At 73.0% G+C, this 19,892-nt stretch carries 15 protein-coding genes; 6 read left to right on the top strand and 9 right to left on the bottom strand.

Translation table 11 applies throughout. The annotated features are described in order from the left end of the window. The coding region (locus ABD785_RS32895) for an SPFH domain-containing protein (RefSeq protein WP_344836144.1) at nt 1–888 on the bottom strand (888 nt) is incomplete at its 3' end. Between the two features lie 97 nt (nt 889–985). Further along, a complete protein-coding gene (locus ABD785_RS32900) occupies nt 986–1,534 on the bottom strand; it encodes a TetR/AcrR family transcriptional regulator (RefSeq protein WP_344836147.1) in 549 nt (182 codons plus the stop codon). A 106-nt stretch (nt 1,535–1,640) separates the two neighbouring features. Here ABD785_RS32900 and ABD785_RS32905 point away from each other — a divergent pair, with 106 nt between their 5' ends. Then, on the top strand, nt 1,641–2,186 hold the full coding sequence (locus ABD785_RS32905; RefSeq protein ID WP_344836150.1) for a hypothetical protein: 546 nt from the start codon (nt 1,641–1,643) through the stop codon (nt 2,184–2,186). A gap of 9 nt (nt 2,187–2,195) precedes the next feature. Here the strand turns inward: ABD785_RS32905 and uvrB are convergent, their stop codons facing one another. The 3 genes from uvrB to ABD785_RS32920 form a co-directional block, all read right to left on the bottom strand. Beyond that, nucleotides 2,196–4,313: an excinuclease ABC subunit UvrB gene (gene uvrB, locus ABD785_RS32910; RefSeq protein ID WP_344836153.1), complete on the bottom strand. Its 2,118-nt coding sequence runs from the start codon at nt 4,311–4,313 to the stop codon at nt 2,196–2,198. A gap of 137 nt (nt 4,314–4,450) precedes the next feature. Further along, complete coding sequence (locus ABD785_RS32915) at nt 4,451–5,458, bottom strand: YsnF/AvaK domain-containing protein (protein ID WP_344836156.1); 1,008 nt, start codon at nt 5,456–5,458, stop codon at nt 4,451–4,453. 34 nt (nt 5,459–5,492) lie between these two features. After that, nucleotides 5,493–6,383, bottom strand: a complete 891-nt coding sequence (locus ABD785_RS32920; protein ID WP_344836159.1) for a DUF4352 domain-containing protein — start codon at nt 6,381–6,383, stop codon at nt 5,493–5,495. Between the two features lie 213 nt (nt 6,384–6,596). Between ABD785_RS32920 and ABD785_RS32925 the strand changes: the two genes are divergently transcribed. From ABD785_RS32925 to ABD785_RS32935, 3 genes are read left to right on the top strand one after another with little or no spacing between them, the layout of a single operon-like run. Further along, entirely contained in the window at nt 6,597–7,601 is a 1,005-nt protein-coding gene (locus ABD785_RS32925; protein ID WP_344836162.1) for a hypothetical protein, read from the top strand. A 3-nt stretch (nt 7,602–7,604) separates the two neighbouring features. Next, a complete protein-coding gene (locus ABD785_RS32930) occupies nt 7,605–8,243 on the top strand; it encodes a hypothetical protein (protein WP_344836165.1) in 639 nt (212 codons plus the stop codon). After that, on the top strand, nt 8,240–9,019 hold the full coding sequence (locus ABD785_RS32935) for an inositol monophosphatase family protein (protein WP_344836168.1): 780 nt from the start codon (nt 8,240–8,242) through the stop codon (nt 9,017–9,019). The genes ABD785_RS32930 and ABD785_RS32935 overlap by 4 nt, the downstream gene beginning before the upstream one ends. On the opposite strand, the gene ABD785_RS32940 is transcribed toward ABD785_RS32935, so the two are convergent. Continuing rightward, nucleotides 9,009–10,190 (bottom strand): ArsB/NhaD family transporter, encoded by a 1,182-nt coding sequence (locus ABD785_RS32940; protein WP_344836171.1) that lies wholly within the window; start codon nt 10,188–10,190, stop codon nt 9,009–9,011. The two genes, ABD785_RS32935 and ABD785_RS32940, sit on opposite strands and share 11 nt — an antisense overlap. 101 nt (nt 10,191–10,291) lie before the next feature. Between ABD785_RS32940 and ABD785_RS32945 the strand changes: the two genes are divergently transcribed. Both ABD785_RS32945 and ABD785_RS32950 read left to right on the top strand, forming a co-directional pair. After that, nucleotides 10,292–15,859, top strand: a complete 5,568-nt coding sequence (locus ABD785_RS32945) for a TIR domain-containing protein (RefSeq protein WP_344836174.1) — start codon at nt 10,292–10,294, stop codon at nt 15,857–15,859. A gap of 173 nt (nt 15,860–16,032) precedes the next feature. After that, nucleotides 16,033–16,896 carry a glycerophosphodiester phosphodiesterase gene (locus ABD785_RS32950; protein ID WP_344836177.1) on the top strand — a complete coding sequence of 288 codons (864 nt, stop codon included), beginning with the start codon at nt 16,033–16,035 and terminating at the stop codon, nt 16,894–16,896. Here ABD785_RS32950 and coaE read toward each other — a convergent pair. The 3 genes from coaE to ABD785_RS32965 are packed head-to-tail and all read right to left on the bottom strand — an operon-like array spanning nt 16,882 to nt 19,790. Beyond that, nucleotides 16,882–17,484: a dephospho-CoA kinase gene (gene coaE / locus ABD785_RS32955; RefSeq protein WP_344836180.1), complete on the bottom strand. Its 603-nt coding sequence runs from the start codon at nt 17,482–17,484 to the stop codon at nt 16,882–16,884. The two genes, ABD785_RS32950 and coaE, sit on opposite strands and share 15 nt — an antisense overlap. A gap of 9 nt (nt 17,485–17,493) precedes the next feature. Then, the gene (locus ABD785_RS32960) at nt 17,494–17,952 is read right to left on the bottom strand and encodes a GNAT family N-acetyltransferase (protein ID WP_425547849.1); all 459 of its coding nucleotides are present in this window, start codon (nt 17,950–17,952) and stop codon (nt 17,494–17,496) included. Continuing rightward, nucleotides 17,952–19,790 carry an endonuclease/exonuclease/phosphatase family protein gene (locus ABD785_RS32965; protein WP_344836185.1) on the bottom strand — a complete coding sequence of 613 codons (1,839 nt, stop codon included), beginning with the start codon at nt 19,788–19,790 and terminating at the stop codon, nt 17,952–17,954. The genes ABD785_RS32960 and ABD785_RS32965 overlap by 1 nt, the downstream gene beginning before the upstream one ends. Nucleotides 19,791–19,892: the final 102 nt, after the last annotated feature.

Consider the following 19,892-nt stretch of genomic DNA (forward strand, 5'->3'; position numbering starts at 1 on the left):
GACCGGCGCGGCCAGCGCCTCGGCCTCGGCCGCGCCGACCACCCTGACCCGCTCGGCGGCCGCGGCGGCCCCCACCCGGGTGGTCTCCGCGGCGAGCTCGGCGGCCAGCCGGTCGCGTTCGGCCCGCGACCCGGCCTCGACCAGGGCCGCCTCCGCGGCGCCCTCGGCGGTCCTGCGGGCGTTCTGGTTGCGCTGGGCGACCAGGTTCTCCTCGCGGTGGGCGAGCTCGATCCGGCTCTGCATCTCGTTCTCGGCGATGGCGCGCTCGCGCTCGACGGCCAGCGCCCTGCGCTCGAACGTCGCTCGGTCGGCCTCCTGCTGGACCTCCTCGCGCGCGGGGGTCTGCAGGGCCCGTTCCAGCTCGGCCTCGGGGCGCACCGCCACGACACGGACGTCGACGACGCCGATGCCCGTCGCGGCCAGGCGCTCGTCGCCCGCGAGATGGGAGACCAGCTCGGCGCGGACGGCGTCGGGGCCCGCGACGACCGCCTCGCGCACCCGCAGCCCGGCCAGGACCCGCAGCGCGTGCTGCTGGGCGGTCTCGGTCAGCATGGCCGCGACCTGGTCGAGGGGGGTCCCGCGCCACTGGCCGTTGTCGGGGCTGACCGCGAAGTCGATCCGCTGCGCCGCCACGGCGGGCTCGGCGATCCGGTAGGTGACGGTCGCCTGGACGCTGACGTCCTGGAAGTCGGCGCTGCGGCCGTGGAACAGCATCGGCAGCTCCCGGTCGTCGACCGGCACCTCGCTGATCACCGCCGACAACGGGCGGAACCAGAAGGCGATCCCGACGCCCTCGTGCGCCACCTTGCCCCTGTTCAGGTGGCGCACGTAGGTCGTCGGGGCGCTCCGCAGATGCCGCAGCAGGGGCCTGCGCTGAACATCGGCCATCGTGTCCTCCTCGGGTCGCACCCGCTCGGGTAGTGTCTTTCTCAATTAGAGTCTAACTTCGCCCAAAAGGTTCCCGCGATCTTTTTGCGGGCCGGGGTCAGGGCATCAGGGCCGCCAGGACCGAGGCCACGTAGCCGGACCGGTCGGTGGGCGCCGCGCCGATCCTGGCCAGCGCCGCCGTCCCCAGGTAGACCGAGTAGGCCGCCGCCGCCCGGTCGCGCGCCGCGGCGGGCGGCAGGCCGAGCTCCTCGAAGGAGCCGGCGATGACCGCGAGGCGGCGGGCGGTGACCCGCTCGACCACGGGCCGGACGACCTCGTCCTCCGCCTCGGTGAGCAGGCGCAGCGCCAGGTCGCCCGACTCGGTGGCGGCGAACGCCGCCTCGACGAGGAACCGCAGGCGCTCCCCCGGATCGGCGATCTCCGCGAGCACCGGCACGATCTCCTCGGTCTGCCGCCGCTCCCAGCACTCCAGCGCCGCCAGCAGCAGCGCCCTGCGGTTGTCGAACAGCCAGTAGAAGCTGGACTTGGACGCGCCCAGCCGCGCCGCGACCGGCTCGACCGCGACGGCCCCCGGGCCCCCCTCGACGAGGACGGCCAGCGCCGCCTCCGCCCACTCCTCCCGGCTCAACCGCGCGGAACGTGGCATGCGGCACCCCCTCTAGACAGGTTCTGTACGGCACCGTACATTATCGTTCTGTACGGCACCGTTCAGAACGGTGCGACGCCAGTGGAGCGACTTTCAGGGAAGTGCCATGGACTGGATCCTCGACCGCCTGCTGCCCGAGTACGACTTCCGCACCCGCTACACCCGCCGGATCGCCGCCCCGCCCGAGGCGGTGTGGGAGGCGCTGAACACCGTCACCCGCGCCGACCTGCCGATCACCCGGCTGCTGTCGGCGATCCGCTCGGGCGGCCGCGACCGCCGCACGGGCCCGCTGACCGCCTCCTCCCCGCTGCCCTCACTGGGCACGAACGAGGGCGTCGAGGCCGCCGTCGGCAGGGTCGCGAAGTTCTGGCGTCCCCGCCCCCTCCCCGGCCCGGACACGACCCTCACCCCGGACGGCTTCGCCGCCTTCTCCGCCCCCGGCTGGGCCAAGGCCGCCATGAGCTTCCAGCTCACCCCGGGGCCCGGCGGCACCACCCTCCTGGCCGCCGAGACCAGGGTCCGTACCACCGACCCCCGCTCCCACCGGGCCTTCGCCCCCTACTGGCTCCTCATCCGCGCCGGCGGCGCCGGCCTCATCCGCCTCGAACTCCTCCGGGCCGTCGCCCGTCACGCCGAATCCCGCGCCTCCTGACCGCCCGGGTCAGCCGATGCCGGCCTCCTTGAGGTCGCGCAGTTCGCGCTTGAGTTCCTTGATCTCGTCGCGGAGGCGGGCCGCCAGTTCGAACTGGAGGTCCTTGGCGGCCTGGTGCATCTGGTCGGTGAGGGAGGCGACGAGGCCCTCGAGCTCCTCGCGGGGGCGGTCGGTGACGAGGTCGTGGGCGTGGCGGCCGGTCTCCTTCGTCTTGCTGCCGAAGCCGGGGACGGGGGCCTTGCCGCGGGACTGGGCGCGGCCGGAGCCGCCCATGAGGTGCTCGGTGTCCTCGTCCTCGCGGACGATCGAGTCGAGGATGTCGGCGATCTTCTTGCGGAGCGCGGTGGGCTCGATGCCGTGCTCGGCGTTGTAGGCCTGCTGCTTGGCGCGGCGCCGGTTGGTCTCGTCGATCGCGCGCTCCATCGACGGGGTGATCTTGTCGGCGTACATGTGGACCTGGCCCGAGACGTTGCGGGCGGCGCGGCCGATGGTCTGGATCAGGGAGGTCTCCGAGCGCAGGAAGCCCTCCTTGTCGGCGTCGAGGATGGCGACCAGGGAGACCTCGGGCAGGTCGAGTCCCTCACGGAGCAGGTTGATGCCGACCAGGACGTCGAACTCGCCCTGGCGCAGCTCGCGCAGCAGCTCGATGCGGCGCAGGGTGTCGACCTCGCTGTGCAGGTAGCGGACCCGGATCCCCAACTCCAGCAGGTAGTCGGTGAGGTCCTCCGACATCTTCTTGGTGAGCGTGGTGACGAGCACCCGCTCGTCGCGCTCGGTGCGCAGCCGGATCTGGTGGACGAGGTCGTCGATCTGGCCCTTGGTGGGCTTGACGACGATCTCCGGGTCGATCAGGCCGGTCGGGCGGATGACCTGTTCGACCACGTCGCCCTTGACCCGGCCGAGCTCGTAGTTGCCGGGCGTGGCCGACAGGTAGACGGTCTGGTCGATCCGCTCCAGGAACTCCTCCCACTTCAGCGGGCGGTTGTCCATCGCCGACGGCAGCCGGAAGCCGTGGTCGACGAGCTGCCGCTTGCGGGAGGCGTCGCCCTCGTACATGGCGCCGATCTGCGGGACGGTCTGGTGCGACTCGTCGAGGACCAGCAGGAAGTCGTCGGGGAAGAAGTCGAGCAGGGTGTGCGGGGCGGTGCCCGCGCTCCGGCCGTCGATGTGGCGGGAGTAGTTCTCGATGCCCGAGCAGGAGCCGATCTGGCGCATCATCTCGAGGTCGTAGGTGGTGCGCATCCGCAGCCGCTGGGCCTCGAGCAGCTTGCCCTGGCCCTCGAGCTCGGTGAGCCGCTCCTCGAGCTCGGCCTCGATGCTCGCGATCGCCCGTTCCATCCGCTCGGTGCCCGCGGTGTAGTGGGAGGCGGGCAGGATGTGGAGCACCTCGTGCTCGGCCAGGACCTCTCCGGTCAGCGGGTGCAGGGTCGAGAGCTTGTCGATCTCGTCGCCGAACATCTCGATCCGGACGGCCAGCTCCTGGTACTGCGGGATGACCTCGATGGTGTCACCGCGCACCCGGAAGGTCCCGCGGGTGAAGGCCAGGTCGTTGCGGGCGTACTGGATGTCGACGAGCTGCCGCAGCAGGGAGTCCCGGTCGATCTGCTGCCCGACCGACAGCTTGATCATCCGGTTGACGTACTCCTCGGGCGTGCCGAGGCCGTAGATGCAGGAGACCGAGGCGACCACCACGGTGTCGCGGCGGGTGACCAGCGACCAGGTGGCCGAGTGCCGCAGCCGCTCGACCTCGGAGTTGATCGAGGAGTCCTTCTCGATGTAGGTGTCGGTCTGCGGGACGTAGGCCTCGGGCTGGTAGTAGTCGTAGTACGACACGAAGTACTCGACGGCGTTGTCCGGCAGCATCTCGCGCAGCTCGTTGGCGAACTGGGCGGCGATGGTCTTGTTCGGCAGCATGACGAGCGTGGGCCGCTGGACCTGCTCGATCAGCCAGGCCACGGTGGCGGTCTTGCCCGTGCCGGTGGCGCCGAGCAGCACCGAGTCCTTGTCGCCGCGCTGGATCCGCTCCTTCAGCGCCGCGATCGCGGTCGGCTGGTCGCCCGAGGGGGTCATCTCGGTGACGACCTCGAACGGCGCGCGGGTGCGCTGAAGATCGAGTTCCTGTCGCACGTTTCCTCCCCCGGTGAAGCCTTCTCCGCCTGCTCCTCCCACCGTAAGCCCCGGCACCGACAGAACCGCCGGAGCCGGCGATCACGAAGATCACCGGCTCCGTACGCAGGGCGCGTCCCGTGGGCTCACGGCCCGGTTCACTTGCCGTCGAACATGCCCTTGACCTTGCCGAAGGCCTTGCCCGCCGCGTCGCCCGCCTTGTCGGCCATGTCGCCGGCCTTGCCGGTCATCGACCCCGCGGCGTCGCCCGCCCGGCCGGACGCGTTCCCGTCCGTGCCCTTGGCGTGCTGGCCGGTGGCGAAGCCGTGGCCGGAGGCGGACTCGAACCGCTCGATCTCGATCCGCTCGCGGCGGATCTCGTCGCGCATCACCCGCTCCTCGGGCACCTGGCGCACCTTGAGGCGGACCCGCTCGACCGGGATGACCTCCTTGCTGGCGAAGGCCTGCTGGCCGCGCAGGACGATCTCGACCGAGTCCTCGTGGATGTCGCCGCGGCCCTCGGAGACCGGGACGCGCTCGATCTCGAACTCCTCGTGCATGAGGCGCACGCGCTCCTCGACCGGGACGACGTCGACGTACTTGTGCAGCCGCACGCGGCCCGTCTCGACGTCCTCGGTGCGGAAGTGGATCCGCTCCTCGCTGCGCAGCAGCGACAGGTCGCCGTCGCGGCGCATGTCCTGGCGGGTCTCCGCTGCACGGCCGGTGGCCATCCCGGCGGCCCCGGCGGCCCCGGCGGCTCCCGCGACCCCGGCGGCGGCGGCCGACGCGGTCTTGGAGCTGGCCGTCGTGGTGGTCGTCGTGGTCGAGGTGGTGTTCGTGGTGTGCGCGGAGCTGCCGAGCTCGTAGTAGGCGCGCAGGCGCTCCTCCTGCTCCGGCGAGATGTGGCGGTCGACCACGAGCTCCGGCGAGCCGACGACCTTGTCCTTGCTGTAGGGCACGGTCATGTCCTTGCCGGACATGGCTCCGCCGCCGAGCGGCACGAAGCGGTCCTTGCCGCCGAGCATCCCGCCCATGCGCAGCCGGGCCCATTCCTGGACGCCGCTTTCGTCGTCGAAGAAGACCTGCTCGATGGAGCCGAGTTCCTGACCGCCGCTGCCCGTCATCCGGGCGCCCAGCAGCTTCTTGATGTCCAGGGGTGTCGTCATGACAGCCTCCGAGAGAGAAGTGGAATTTCCGGAATTACTTGCGGACGATCGTCCAGTCGGTGGAGCCGTTGGCCCTGAACCCGACCTGGGTCAGGTTCTTTCCCACCGGCACGACGAAGACGTAGGCGCCGGTCGTCTGATTTCCCGACCCGACGGCCTTCGTCATCCGGCGGCCGCGATACAGCTCGTTGCCCGCAGTCGTGCTGCCGCCGTAGTAGGTGTTCGCGCTGGTGTAGCCGCGCTGGTAGCCGGGCGTCGCCCAGCAGGTGCCCTCGCCGCGGTTGCGGATCGTGGTGTTGACCACCACGAACTGCCGGCCGCTCGGGGCGTTCAGCCACTCACCGGTCCGGATGTTCTTCAGCCGGCTGATCGGCTCCTCGAACCGCGTGCCGGTGAAGGCGATCCTGCATCCCGCGCCGACGGTCGCGGGCGCCGTGGTGACGCTCGCGGCGGGCGCGACCGGCTGAGCCGAGCCGGACGCGCCCGGCATGGTCGCGCTGGGCATCGTCGCGCTCGGCATGGTGACCGAGGCCGACGGGGTGGCCGCGTCGGGCTCACGGTTCATGTTCGCGATGCCCAGGCCGCCCAGCAGCAGGCCAGCCGCCGGGACGAGCAGCCACGCGGGGTTGAAGCCCTTCTTGGGCTGCACCCGCTCGCTCGCCGTCGCGCCCGACCGCGTCTCGGCCTTCGGGCGGTAGGTCTCGGCCTTGCGGACGGGGTCGCCCGCCGCCGTGGCTCCGGCCGCCGCCCCCGACCTGGCGCCGGCGGACTTCGGATCGGTCCTGCCCGTGTCGCCGGTGCGACGGGTCTCCCGCCTCGTGGGATCCGCCCGTTCGCTGCCCGTCAGGTGGGAGTCACCGCGATCCTTCGGTCTGTTCTCGTCGTTCCCGAATCCATCGGACGGTGAGCCCGGTTCGTTAGCCACGATGTCGCTCCTTCGATGAGATCGCCACCAAAGGACACGCTAATTGGCCAATTAAGGCCCAGAAAGGAATCAGTGACTTACATGTCCATTTCTTGGTGAATTCTTATCGCCGGTCCCGATCCCGGGGTCTGGCCTTACGTTCGGAGATCGGTTTACGATGACCGGGCCGCCGGCAGGTACGGGGTTCCTAGGGCGGCAGGGGATGAGGCCGCTGTGGGACGGTTCGCGCTCTGGCTGGCGAAGAACGCGGATGCCGCGATCGCGCTGCTGCTCGCCGTGGTCGTCGCGGCCATCAGCCTCGGCGATCCGGGCTCGAAGGTCGTCGCCAGCGCCACCCTGCTGGTGCTGGGGCTCCTCGCGGCGGGCATCCTGCGCGACCGGGCCCGGCGCGGCCCGGTGGAGGAGGAGGTGCGCGACGCCCTCGGCCGCATCGCCGTCCTCCCCGAGCGGCTCGACCAGATCGCCCGGTTCGAGCTGCTGGTCGACCGGACCCGGCAGAAGCTCGACGAGTCCTCGGCGGTCCAGATCCTCACCGGCTCCGAGGTGGCGCCCGTCCTGGCCGAGGCCAGGGGCGGCACCGACCGGTGGATCTACAAGGGCGGCACCGGCACCTACATCCGGGCGGTGACCCTGCCCGAATGCGTGGCGGCCGCCCGCAGGGAGCGCCGGGCGCTGCTGTTCCGGCTCGAGATCATCGACCCCTCCGACGAGGAGGTCTGCGACGTCTACGCCCGGTTCCGCCGGTCGGTGGGCGAGACCGTCGACGGGATCGAGCCCTGGACGCTCGAGCGCACCCGCAAGGAGTCCTACGCGACGATCCTCGCGGCCTGCTGGCACCGCGAGCGCTTCCGGCTGCTCGACATCGACATCGGCCTGGCCTCGACGATGACCACGTTCCGCTGGGACCTGTCGTCCTCCTGCGTGGTCATCACCCGCGAGGATCCGAACGGCCCCGCGCTCAAGATCGACCGCGGCAAGTTCTACTACGACTGGTGCTCCACGGAGCTGCTGGCCAGCCTCGACCAGGCCCGCAGGGTGCCGATCGAGCAGGCCAGGAGCGCGCCCCTGTCGGACGAGCCGACCGTCGAGGAGGTGCGCCGCCTCTTCCAGTCCCTCGGCCTCCCCCTGCCCCGCGGCTTCACCGACCGCGACGTCGCCGACATCACCCTCAGGGCGCTGCGCGCGGTCGACCCCTACCGGGATCCGGCGGTGGGCTGACCGATGCGCTACGGGGAGCTGTACCGGCGGATGCGGGACGGCACGACCGCCCCGGACGTCCCGATGTGGGCGCGCGAGGTGCTCCTGGAGGCGGCCGCCGGCCGGATCTCCGCGATCAGGCATCCGCTGGGCTTCCTCTGCCTCCCGGTCGAGCGGACCGGACGGCACGGAGTCTGCGTGCACGTGTGGTCGCCCGACCTCCCGGCCTCTCCGCCCGCCACCTCGACCTGGCACTGCCACAGCTGGGACCTCACCAGCCTGCTGCTGTACGGGCGGCTGGGCAACGTCCTGGCCAGGGTCGCCGACGGCCGCGACTACCGGGTGTTCGAGGTGGCGAGCCGCGACGACGCCGACGAGCTGAAGGCCACCTCGCGGACCGTCCGCGCGGTGCCCTCCGACGGCGGGACCTTCGGCGCGGGCGAGGTCTACGCGCTGCCGTCGGGCGTCTTCCACCGGACCGTCACCGAGGGCGAGGCGGCCACGGTCGCCCTCGGCGCCGAGCGGGTCAGCGGCCGTGACCTGACCCTCGGCCCGCTGGACCTGTCCGGCCACCGCAGCCGCCGGGTCGCGAGCCCGCCCGGCGAGACCGCCCGCCTGGCCCGGCGCGCCGCCGACCTCGTCTCCCTGGGAGTCAGCTCGTGATCGATCTGTTCCTGGCGCGGCGGGTGGCGGTGACGGCCGCCGAGGCGGCGGGGGCGGTGCTCGGCCCGGACGCGGCCTTCGGCGTCCGCGCGAAGGGCGGCGACGGCGACGTCGTCACCGATCTCGACGACAGGGCCGAGAAGATCATCCTCGGCCATCTGCGGGCGGCCTTCCCCGGCCACGCGGTCCTGGCCGAGGAGTCGGGGATGAACGGCTCCGCCGGCGGCCCCCTCTGGGTGGTCGACCCCCTCGACGGCACCCACAACCTGACCATCGGCCTGCCCGCCTACTCCGTGGGGGTGGCACTGTGCCTGGACGGCCTGCCCTCGGTCGGCGTCATCCACGACCCGGTCACCCGCAGGACCTGGTCGGCCGTCCGCGGCGACGGCGTCCGGGGGCTCGATCCGGCGCAGGCCCGTCCCCGGCCCAGGCCGATCGTGTCGTGGGTCCAGGGCTATGGCGTGGGCCCCGGCGATCCGGCCGCCTCCTCCTACAAGCAGGCCCTGACGCTCACGAGCCAGCGCGTCCTCCAGCTCTGGGCCCCGCAGCTCACCTGGATCATGCTGGCCAGGGGCGCGATCGACGGCATCGTCGCCTACCGGACGGGCGCCGTCGACCTGCCCGCGGGAGCGCTGATCGCGGCCGAGGCCGGGGTGGTCCTGGCCGATCTCGCGGGACTCCCCTACGACCTGCGCGTCGAGGGCCCAGCCGAGCACTCTTTCGTGGCGGCCAGGCCCGAGCGGCTGCCCTCGCTGCTGGCCGTCCTCAGCGGGTGAGCAGCAGCGCCCCGACCGTCAGCGGCAGCGCGGTCAGCGCCAGCACCGCCCCGTGCAGCATGAACCGCCGCATCGAGATCGCCAGATCGTGGCGGCGGCACCACTCGAACCACAGCAGGGTGGCCAGGGACGCCCAGGGCGTGACCAGCGGCCCGACGTTCGTGCCCGCCAGGAGCGCCAGCAGCTGGGTGTGGTTGGCCTCCGGGACGGCGGTCTCGCCCGCCGCGTAGGCCGGCAGGTTGTTGATCAGGTTGGACAGTCCCGCGCCCGAGGCGGCGGCGCGCAGCGATCCGGCCGCCCCCGGGTCGGTGCCGATCAGCGAGGTCATCAGCGAGCCGAGGCCGTGCCGGGTCAGCGCGGGGACGACCAGGAACAGCCCGGCCACGAAGACGAGCAGCCGCCACGGGAACAGGGCGGGGGTCAGCGCGGACCGGTCACGGACCGTGAAGGCCGCCAGGGTCACCAGGGCGGCGGCGGCCGCGGAGAACTCCACCGGGATGCCCGACAGCACGGAGACGATGAACAGGGCGCACGCCGCGGCCGACACCGCGAACAGCACCCGGTCGCGGGTCTTGATCGCGTGCGGCGGGGTGTACCGGTCGGCGCCGCGCGCCCCGCGCCGCCAGTAGAACGCCCACAGCAGCACCATCGTCGCCGCGATGGCCGCGAGCTGGGGCAGCCACATCCGGGCGGCGAACTCCCGCGGCTCCAGCGCGACCCGGTCGGCGGCCAGCAGGTTGGTCAGGTTCGAGACCGGCAGCAGCATGCTGGCGGTGTTCGCGAGCCACACCGTGGTCATCGCCAGCGGCAGCGCCGCGATCCCCGACCTGGCCGCCAGGGCCAGCATGACGGGCGTGAGGAGCACGGCCGTGGTGTCCAGGTTGAGGAACATCGTCGTGAGCGAGGCGAACACCACGCACAGCAGGAACAGCGCCGCGTAGCTCCCGCGGCCGAAGGCGGCCAGCCGGGTGGCGATCACGTCGAAGACCTCGGCCTCCTTGGTGAGCTCCACCAGCACGATGACGCTGACCAGGAACAACAGCAGCGGCGCGATCCGCCGCAGGCTCTCCTCGGCGTCCGCGGCCGGAAGGATTCCGGTCACCACCGCCAGGATCCCCGCGGCGAGCAGGCCGAACCGGATCCAGTCCAGCACGCCCACCTTCTTGAGCATTCTCCAGTCCCCGTCCAGTTGACCTCAAATTGATCCTATGACGGGGAGGGTCTCCTGCGGAGATACTGGTGACCATGACCGTCCCCCCGGTGGATGTTTTCGTGAGCTACTCACCCGCTGACGAGCGGTGGGCGGCGTGGATCGCGTGGGAACTGGAGGAGGCCGGCTACCGCACGATGATGCAGGCCTGGGACTTCGTTCCCGGCACCAACTTCATCGACTTCATGGACCGGGGGGTCAGCGAGGCCGCGATCGTCCTGGCCGTGCTCTCGGAGAACTACCTGCACTCGCGGTACGGGCGGCTGGAATGGCAGACGGCCCTGCGCGCCAACCCCGACAACCCGTCGGCGAAGCTCGTCACGGTGCGGCTCGAGGAGTGCGAGGTCGAGGGGCTGCTCTCGACCATCACCTGGGTCGACCTCGTGGGCGTCGCCGACGAGGCGGCGGCCCGCGGGCTGCTGCTGACCCGGATCGGGGAGGCCCTTGCGGGACGGGCGAAGCCGCAGGAGCGCCCGGCGTCGCCGTTCGCCCCGCCGCCGCCCGTGCGGAGCTCCTCCCCCGGGCCGCGCCAGCAGCGGCGGGCGCCGTCCGGGCCGCCGGAGTTCCCCGCGGGCACCGGGCGCGCCGAGCCCGACCGCACGGACGTCTCGATCCTGCACCTGGCGGGGCCGCGTTTCGGCCGGGCCCTCACCAGAGATCCGTTCGACGCCGCCGAGCTCCAGTCCCGGATCTGGGCGGACGTCACCGAGCTGGGCGTCCGCCCCGACCTGCTCGTGGTCTCGGGCAACCTGACCGAGTCCGGCAGCCGCCGCGAGTTCGCCGAGGCCGTCTCGTTCCTGACCGGCCTGCGCACCCTGCTGGGCCTGGAACCGCACCGGGTCGCCGTGGTGCCGGGCATCCACGACGTCACCAAGGCCGCCAGCCGCGCGTACTTCAACTCCTGCGAGGCCGACGACGAGGACCCCGAGCCGCCCTACTGGCCGAAGTGGCGGCACTTCAGCGGGCTGTTCACCGAGCTGTACCGGGGGCTGCCCGGCGCGGTCTTCGACAGCGCCCAGCCCTGGACCCTGTTCCCGGTGCCCGAGCTGAAGGTCGTCGTCGCCGGGATCAACTCGACCATGGCCGTCTCCCACCGCGAGGACGACCAGTACGGCAGCGTCGGCCACGCCCAGGCGGCCTGGTTCGCCGAGCGGCTGCGCGACCACGGCGAGGGCTGGCTCCGCCTCGGCGTCCTCCAGCACAGCCCGGTGCCGGGCGACCCCGGCCGGCTGCGCGACGCCGAGACCTTCGACCGGCTCGTCGGGTCCGGGCTCGACCTGGTCCTGCACGGCGGCCACCAGCCGCCGGGGGAGCTGTCCTCCGGCACCCTCGGCCTCGGCGCCCTCGCCCCCGGCCACCACGAGCTGCTCACCGTCGACCGGGACGGCCTCACCAGGATCTCCCCCGACCATGCCGCCGAGCGGACCGCCAGGACCTGGCGCTCCCCCGGCCTGTTCCGGCCCGCGCCGCCCCCCGCTCCGCCGCTGCCCCCCGACGACTCCCACGACGAGGCGCCCGACCCGGTGGAGCTCCTGCTCGACCAGATCGCCGAGGCGTGCGAGACCCGTTTCCCCGGCGCGCGCGTCCGGCGGGTCCCCGCCGACCCTCCGCACCTCCTGGTCTCCCATCTGGAGGACGGGTTCCTGCGCCAGTTCCGGATCGGCGGGCACGTCGGCGAGATCGGCCGTCCCGAGGTGGACGCCTTCCTGCGGCAGGTCCACGCCGGCGGCGACGCCCTCGGCTCCGAGCTCGTCTTCCTGGGCCCGCCGCCGCCCCGCTCCCTGCGCGAGGAGGCGCTGCGCCGCGGGGTGCGGCTGCGCAGCCTGACGGAGTTCCAGGGGCTGCTCGACCTGTCGGCCTACGTCGGGGAGCAGACCGTCCGGCTGACCACCAGCCCGCTCTACCCGCCCGACCTCTATGTACCGCAGCGGTACCGGGACCTCGACGGCGAGTCGGCGGGTGTCCAGGAGGGGCTGACCGACGCGGTCATGGACCTCCTGGCCTCCGACCACGGCCGGTTCCTGCTGCTGCTCGGCGACTTCGGCCGGGGCAAGACCTTCGCGCTCCGCGAGGTCGCCCGCCGGATTCCCGCCGAGCTGCCGCAGCTCATCCCGATCCTCATCGAGCTGCGCGCCCTCGACAAGGCGCACTCGGTCGACGCCCTGGTCGCCGCCCATCTCGCCGCACACGGCGAGGAGCTCATCGACCTGAGGGCCTTCCATTACATGCTCCGGCAGGGCCGGATCGTGCTGCTGTTCGACGGCTTCGACGAGCTGGTCACGCGGGTGACCTACGACCGGGCCGCCGACCACCTCGAGACGCTCCTCCAGGCCGCCGAGGGCAAGGCCAAGATCGTCGTCGCGTCGCGGACCCAGCACTTCAAGTCGCACGCCCAGGTCTTCACCGCACTCGGCGAGCGGGTCGGGGCGCTGCCGAACCGGCGGGTGCTGAGCGTCGCGGACTTCACCCCCGCGCAGGTCAGGGAGTTCCTGGTCAACCGGTACGGCGAGGCCGACGCCGCCGACCGGCGGATGGCGCGGCTGCGCGGCGTCGAGAACCTGCTCGGCCTGGCCCAGAACCCCCGGATGCTCGGCTTCATCGCCGACCTGCCCGAGGAACGGCTCGACGCCGTCGCCCGCGCCCACCGCACCGTCAGCGCCGCCGACCTCTACCAGGAGATCCTCTCCTCCTGGCTGGCCTACGAGGAGCAGCGGGTGCGGGGGGTGCCCGGCTCGCCCGGCGGTCTCGGCATCGAGGACCTGTGGCGAGCGGCGCGCGCCCTGGCGATGCGGCTGTGGGAGACGGGCGAGCAGTACCTGCGGCTGGCGGAGCTCGCCGAGGTGGCCGGGGCGCTCAGCGGGCTCGCCGGGCTCTCGGGCGGGCAGACCACGCACGCGGTCGGCGCCGGCGGCCTGCTGGTCCGCACCGACGAGGGGCTGTTCGGCTTCATCCACGCCTCGGTCGTCGAGTGGCTGGTGGCCTCGCGGCTCGCCCTCGACCTCGACGCGGGGCTGGATCCGCCCGCGCTGGGCCGCCGGGCGCTGTCCCAGCTCACCGTCGACTTCCTGTGCGATCTCGCCGACAGCCGCGCGCTGCGCGACTGGGCCGTCGCGGTGCTGGAGGACCCCGGGAGCGACGACCTGCGCCGCGCCAACGCCATCAAGATCACCACCAGGCTGCGCACCCCGGCCCGCACCGACCTGCGCGGCGCGGGCCTCCAGGGCGAGGACCTGTCCCATCGCGACCTCACCGAGGTCGACCTCACCGGAGCGAACCTCTCCGACGCCCAGCTCATCGGCACCAACCTGACCCGTGCGATCCTGCGCGGGGCCGTCCTGGCCGGGGCCAGGCTCGACGAGGCCAAGCTCACCGGGGCCGACCTGACCGGCGCCGACTTCAGCCGCGCCCGGCTGCTGCGGGCCGACCTGCGCGACACCGTCCTGGACGGCAGCCGCTGGGTGCGCGCCGCCCTGGTCGAGGCGGCCCTGCCCGCCGGACGCTCCGCCGACGACTTCCGGGGCGCGGCCGTCGTCCCCGGCACCCCGGTCGAGGCCGAGTTCGCCCCCGCCTCCATCGGCGTCCCCTACGGCTTCCACTTCCAGATCGGCCGCCTGCCCTCACCCGCCGCCTACTCCCCCGACGGCTCCGCCGTGGCGCTCGGCGGCGAGGAGGGCGCGGTCCTCGTCTGCGACAGCCGGACCGGGCTGCCGCTGCGCACCCTCCAGGGGCACAGCGACCGCGCCTACGCCGTGTCCTACGCCGGGGACCACCTCCTGGTCACCGGATCCGCCGACGGCACGCTCCGGCTCTGGGACACCGCCACCGGCGACCAGCTGAAGGTCATCGACGTCCACCCCGACGGGGTGTGGCCGGTGCTGCCCGACCCCTCCGGCACCATGATCGCCGCCGGTGACGCCACCGGGACCGTCCGGCTGTGGGGCGTGGACGGCACGCTTCGCGCGACCCTGCCCGGCCACACCGCCCCGGTCTACACCGCGGCGTTCAGCCCGGACGGCACGTCCCTGGTCACCGGCGACGCCGCGGGGACGGTGCGCATGTGGTCGCCCGACGGCGTCCTGCACCGCGTCCTGGACGGAGACGGAGCGGTCTTCCGGCTCCTGTTCACCCCCGACGGCCTGCTCGTCACCGGCGAGGAGCACGGCAGGGTCCGGCTGTGGGACCCGCCGACCGGGGCCCCGCTGCGCGAGCTGACCGGCCACACCGGCAGCGTCTTCGCCCTCGCCCTGCACGACGGCCTGCTGGCCTCGGGCGACACCGACGGCGGCGTCCGGCTCTGGGACCTTTCGGGACGGCGTCCCCCGCTGGTCCTGCCCGCCCACTCCAGCGCCGTCTACCAGACCACCTTCGACGCCACCGGGACCCTGCTGGCCACCACCGACAGCGGCGGCGCCGTCCGGCTCTGGGACGTCTCCGCGGGACGGCTGAGGCACGAGCTGTCCGGCCACCGCGGCGCCGTCTGGCCGTCGGTCTTCAGCCCGGACGGCGCCCAGTTCACGACCGTCAGCAACGACGGATCCGCCCGCGTCTGGGACACCGCGACCGGGATCTGCCGCCATGTCCTGCGCGGGCACGGCCGCCGCGTCACCTCCGTCGGGTTCAGCCCGGACGGCTCCCTGCTCGCGAGCGTCGGCAACGACGGGATCGTCCGGCTGTGGGAGCCGATGACCGGGCTGCGGGTGCGGGAGCTGCGCGGCACCGCCGACCGCCTGACGTCCGCGACGTTCAGCCCGGCGGGCGGCCGGATCGGCACCGCCAGCAACGACGGCGGCGTCTACCTGTGGCAGTCCGGGAGCGGCGCGTTCGAACGCGAGCTCGGCGTCGAGACCGACCACGTGTGGGCGCAGGCGTTCAGCCCCGACGGGACCGTCCTGGCCACCGCGAACGACGACGACAGCGTCCGGCTCTGGTACCACACCACCGGCCGGGAGATCGTCAACCTCTCCGGGCACCGCGGCCGGGTCAGGTCGATCTCCTTCGCCCCCGACGGCCTCACCCTCGCCACCGGCTGCGACGACCGGGCGGTCCGCGTCTGGGAGGCCGGGACCGGAGTGCTCGGCGCCACGCTGGAGGGCCACGACGACCGCGTCTACCAGGTCGTCCACGACCGCACCGGACGCCTGATCGCCAGCGCCTCCAACGACGGCACCGCCAGGATCTGGGAGGCGGGCGCCACCCGCCATCTGCTCACCGGCCACACCGGACGGCTGTGGACCTGCGCGTTCTCCCCCGACGCCCGGCTGCTCGCGACCGGCGGCGACGACCTCGTCGTCCGGCTCTGGGACGTCGCCACCGGCGCCCTCGTCCACACCCTCCCGGGGCACACCCGCCGGATCTGGTCGGCCGACTTCTCCCCCGACGGCGCCCTGCTGGCCAGCGGCGGCGACGACGGCTCCGTCATCATCTGGGACGTCGCCACCGCCACCCGCCTGCACACCCTGCTCGGGCTGCCCGAGGGCTGGGCCGCGATCACGCCCGACGGCCGCTACAAGTACGACGGCACCGTGACGGGCCAGTTCTGGTGGTCGGTGGGCCTGACCAGATTCGAGCCGGGGGAACTCGACGACCATCTGCCGACCGTCCGGCGGGTGCCCCTGGAGTCCGGCCTCTGACGTCACAGGACCCTCACTCGCCTCTCCCCTCAGGCGACATAACCGGACCTTTCACCCAAGGGCCCCGAAGGTTCACGCACAGGCCGTGAGACTCGCCTGCCGGACGGTGACCCCTTGCCCTACCGTGGTCTTCGCGCGCCATCCGCCCCCATACAGCCGGAGGAACCCCCCGCATGCATCGGCTCGGAGCCGTGATCCTCGCGTCCGCCCTCGTTCTCGTCCTCCCGGTACCGGCCCGCGCCGCCGTGGTGCCGCCCGCCGCCGGTGCGCCCGCCCGGCTGGGAGGTCCGGTCGTCTCCATCGCCCACCGGGGAGCGTCGGCCTACGCGCCGGAGAACACCCTCGCCTCGTTCCGGCTCGCCGCCCGGATGGGCGCCGACGTCACCGAGCTCGACGTCCAGCAGACCAGGGACCACAAGCTCGTCGTCGTCCACGACGAGACGCTGAAGCGCACCACCAACGTCGAGAAGGTCTACCCCAAGCTCAAGCCGTGGCGGGTGAAGGACCTGACCCTCAAGCAGATCAAGAAGCTCGACGCCGGTTCCTGGTTCGGCCGCACCTACAAGGGCGAGCGGATCCCCACCCTCGCCCAGGCGCTGCGGACCGTCGCGGACTCCGGCACGGGCATGCTGCTGGAACTCAAGCGCCCCGACCTCTACCCCGGCATGACCGACCGCGTCATCGCCACGATCAAGACCGATCCCCGGTGGCGCGACAGCGACCGGCTGACGGTCCAGAGCTTCTCCTGGCGCTACCTCAAGCCCGTCCACGAGCGGCTGCGCTCGGCGCGCACCGCCGCGCTCGGCAAGCCCCGCGCCGACCAGCTCTTCGGCCTGCGCTGGTACGCCGACGCCGTCCACCCCGACCACAGGACGGTCACCCCGGAGTACGCGCGCGAGGTCCACTCCCAGTGGATGGACCTGTACGCCTACACCATCAACGACCGTGCGACGATGCGCCGGATGATCTCCTACGGGGTCGACGGGATCGTCACCAACCGGCCGGACGTCCTCGCCCGGACGCTACGCCGCGGCTAGCCTCTTCTGGAGGTCCGCCCACAGCGCGTCGATGTGGGCGTGCAGTTCCTCGAGGGTGCCGGAGTTGTCGATCACGTGGTCGGCGATGGCCCGGCGCTCCTCGCGGGTGGCCTGGGCGGCGATGCGCGCCCCGGCCGCCTCCTCGGTCATCCCCCGCTGCGACGTGAGCCGGTCCAGCTGGGTCTCGACCGGGGCGTCCACGACGACGACCAGGTCGTAGAGCGGCTTGAGCCGGTTCTCCGCCAGCAGCGGGACGTCATAGACGACGATCGAGCCCTCGGGCGCCGCGGCCAGCAGCTCCTGGCCGCGGGCACCGATCAGCGGATGGGTGATGCCGTTCAGCGCGGCCAGCTTCTCCGGATCGGAGAAGACGATCGAGCCGAGCTTCTCGCGGTCGAGCGCGCCGTCGGCCCGCAGGACCCCGGGGCCGAACTCCTCGACGATCGCCGCCAGCCCCGGGGTGCCCGGCTCGACCACCTCACGGGCCATCGCGTCGGAGTCGATCAGCACCGCGCCCCTGGCGACCAGGCCCCGCGACACCTCGCTCTTGCCGGAACCGATACCGCCCGTGAGACCCACTTTCAGCATGACCGAATGCTATTCGAGGTCCTTGCGCAGATGCACGTGGACCAGGTGCTCGTTGATCCGCTCGCGGCGGAACTCCTGGTAGCCGAGGTGCTTGTACAGCCGCAGATTGCCCGCCGACTGGTGGCCGGTGAACAGCACCAGGGCGTCGGCGAGTTCGGCGACCTCCTCCTCGACGGCCTTGAGCAGGGCCGTGCCGATGCCGCGGCCCTGCCGGTCGGGGGCGACGATGAGCCGTCCGACCAGGCAGGTCCGCTCGTTGAAGACCGCGCGGACCGCGCCGACGACCCGGCCGGCCTCGGTGGCCTTCAGCACGACGGCGTCCGTCGCGTACAGGGCCGTGGCCTGCTCCAGGGACTCCACCAGCGGCGGCAGGAACGGGTCGCCGTACAGCTGCGCCTCGGTGACGTAGGCCGCCCGCTGGAGGCAGAGGATCTCGCCCGCGTCCTGCGCGCCCGCCCGTTCGATCATCATCGGGCGGCCTTCGCGGTGATGGCCAGGAGGCCGGGTTCGAGCGTGACGTCGGAGAAGAGCATGTCGAGGGAGCCGAACAGGCCGTCGGTGCGGCCCCGCTCGGTGGTGCCCGACACCCGGCGCAGACCGGTGCCGTCGGTGAGGGTCGACAGCTCGTCGCTGCCCGGCTGGGCGCCCAGGTCGCCGGCGACGACGGTGTGCGGCGCGTTGCTCCAGTCCCGGACGATCGCGGCGCCCTCGGTCGCGCGGATCGCCGCGTCCCCGGGGCCGTCGGCGAAGCGGGTGGTCCACACGTCGACCGGGCCGTTCCTGACGATGATCCTGGCCCAGGCGTAGCCGCGGATCTGGTCGCCGGTGATCACCCGGGAGGTGCCGGAGGCCATGACGCCGCGGCTGGTGAGGATGGCGTTCCCGTACTGGGCGTCGGTGGCGGGCCCCCACACCAGGGACATGCCGAGGCGCCGTGACAGCCAGACGCCGAGGTCAGCGCCGCCCGAGCTGGTCGCCCCGCGGCCGACCTCCTGCAGCAGCACCACGTCGGGGTCCTGGGCGAGGATGCGCCGGGCGTAGGCCTCGGGGTCGAGCCTGCCGCCGTGCATGGCCTGCTCGAGGTTGAGGGAGACGATGCGCAGGTCGGCGCCCGAGCCGGCGTTCCTCACCGCGGGCTCGGTGACCACGAACACCGCGGTGCCGCCCAGCAGCGCCAGGCTTCCGGCGATCGCGGCCACGGCGCGCTGCGGGGCGCGGGCGGGCAGCGGGCCGCCGCGGGCCGCGCCGATCGCCGCGAGCAGGCCGAGCAGGATCCCGGCGAGGGCCGTCAGCGCGTTGTTGGGGAACGGCAGCGGGTGGACGGTGTTGAGCGTGTAGGGCAGGAGGATCACCAGGACGGCGATGCCGCCGATGGCCGCGCCGATGTCGATCCGCCAGGCGCTCTGCGGCCGTCCGAAGACGCCGTAGACGCCCGAGACCTGGGCGTTCTCGCGCTGCTCCGGCACGATGAACCGGCCGCGCCGCAGCGGGGAGCGGCAGGCGACGGCCAGCAGCCAGGCGGCGAGGACCTGCGCGGGGATCACCGCGAAGACGACGGCCTTGCCGGTGAGGGCGTAACTGCCCGCCACCGATCCGGCGCATACGCCGAGCAGGGTGCCGCCGAGGACGGCCAGCCCGCCGGGGACCGCGCGGACGGCCAGCCCCGAGGCGAGGAAGCCGAGCGCGAGGGCCTGGCCGGCCAGCACCACGAGATGGGCGACGGTCAGTGACAGCCACCCGGACGAGGCGACGAACGGCGGGCTGGACAGCACCAGGACCTGCAACGCCAGGAACGGCCCCAGCGCGGCGGCGCCCAGGGCGTCCCGCCAGGAGATCCGCGGGGCGGGCACCGCCCCCGAGGAGACCTCGCGGAACAGCGCGACCCCGCCGAGGGCGACGGTCAGCAGGCAGACCGCCCAGGGGGCCACGCCGGACCGCCAGACCGGGTCCCAGGTCCCGAACGCCATGCGGACGCTCGTGTCGACGGCAAGGCCCGCGGTGGCGGCGATGGTGAACCCGACGCCGGACAGCCCGCGCGAACCCTCGTACAACGACGTCAGCGCCAGCAGGCCGAGGCCCGTCCCGGCGACCGCGATCGCCACGTCGGGGCCGAGGATCTGGGCCGCCAGCCGGGCGGCCAGCAGCCCGCCGACGCCGACGGCCATCAGCGCCCGAGGCCCCGCGGCCGAGCGGATCAGCGGTGCGAGGAAGGGGATCGCGGCGGCCAGCAGGCCGAGCCCGGCGGCCGCGCCGACCCCCAGGCCGGAGAACTCGGCGAGCGAGAAGCGGAGAGTCTCGGCCAGCACGGCGACGGTGACCGCGATCAGCGCCAGCCGGGCCCGGCCCCGGGGAACGACAGAGGGTCCCCCCGGCGGACCGGAGGGACCCTCTGCGCGAGTACCAATATC

Origin of the sequence: Actinocorallia longicatena, from assembly GCF_039534125.1 — a bacterium.
In the GTDB taxonomy this organism is placed as follows: Bacteria; Actinomycetota; Actinomycetes; order Streptosporangiales; family Streptosporangiaceae; genus Actinocorallia; species Actinocorallia longicatena.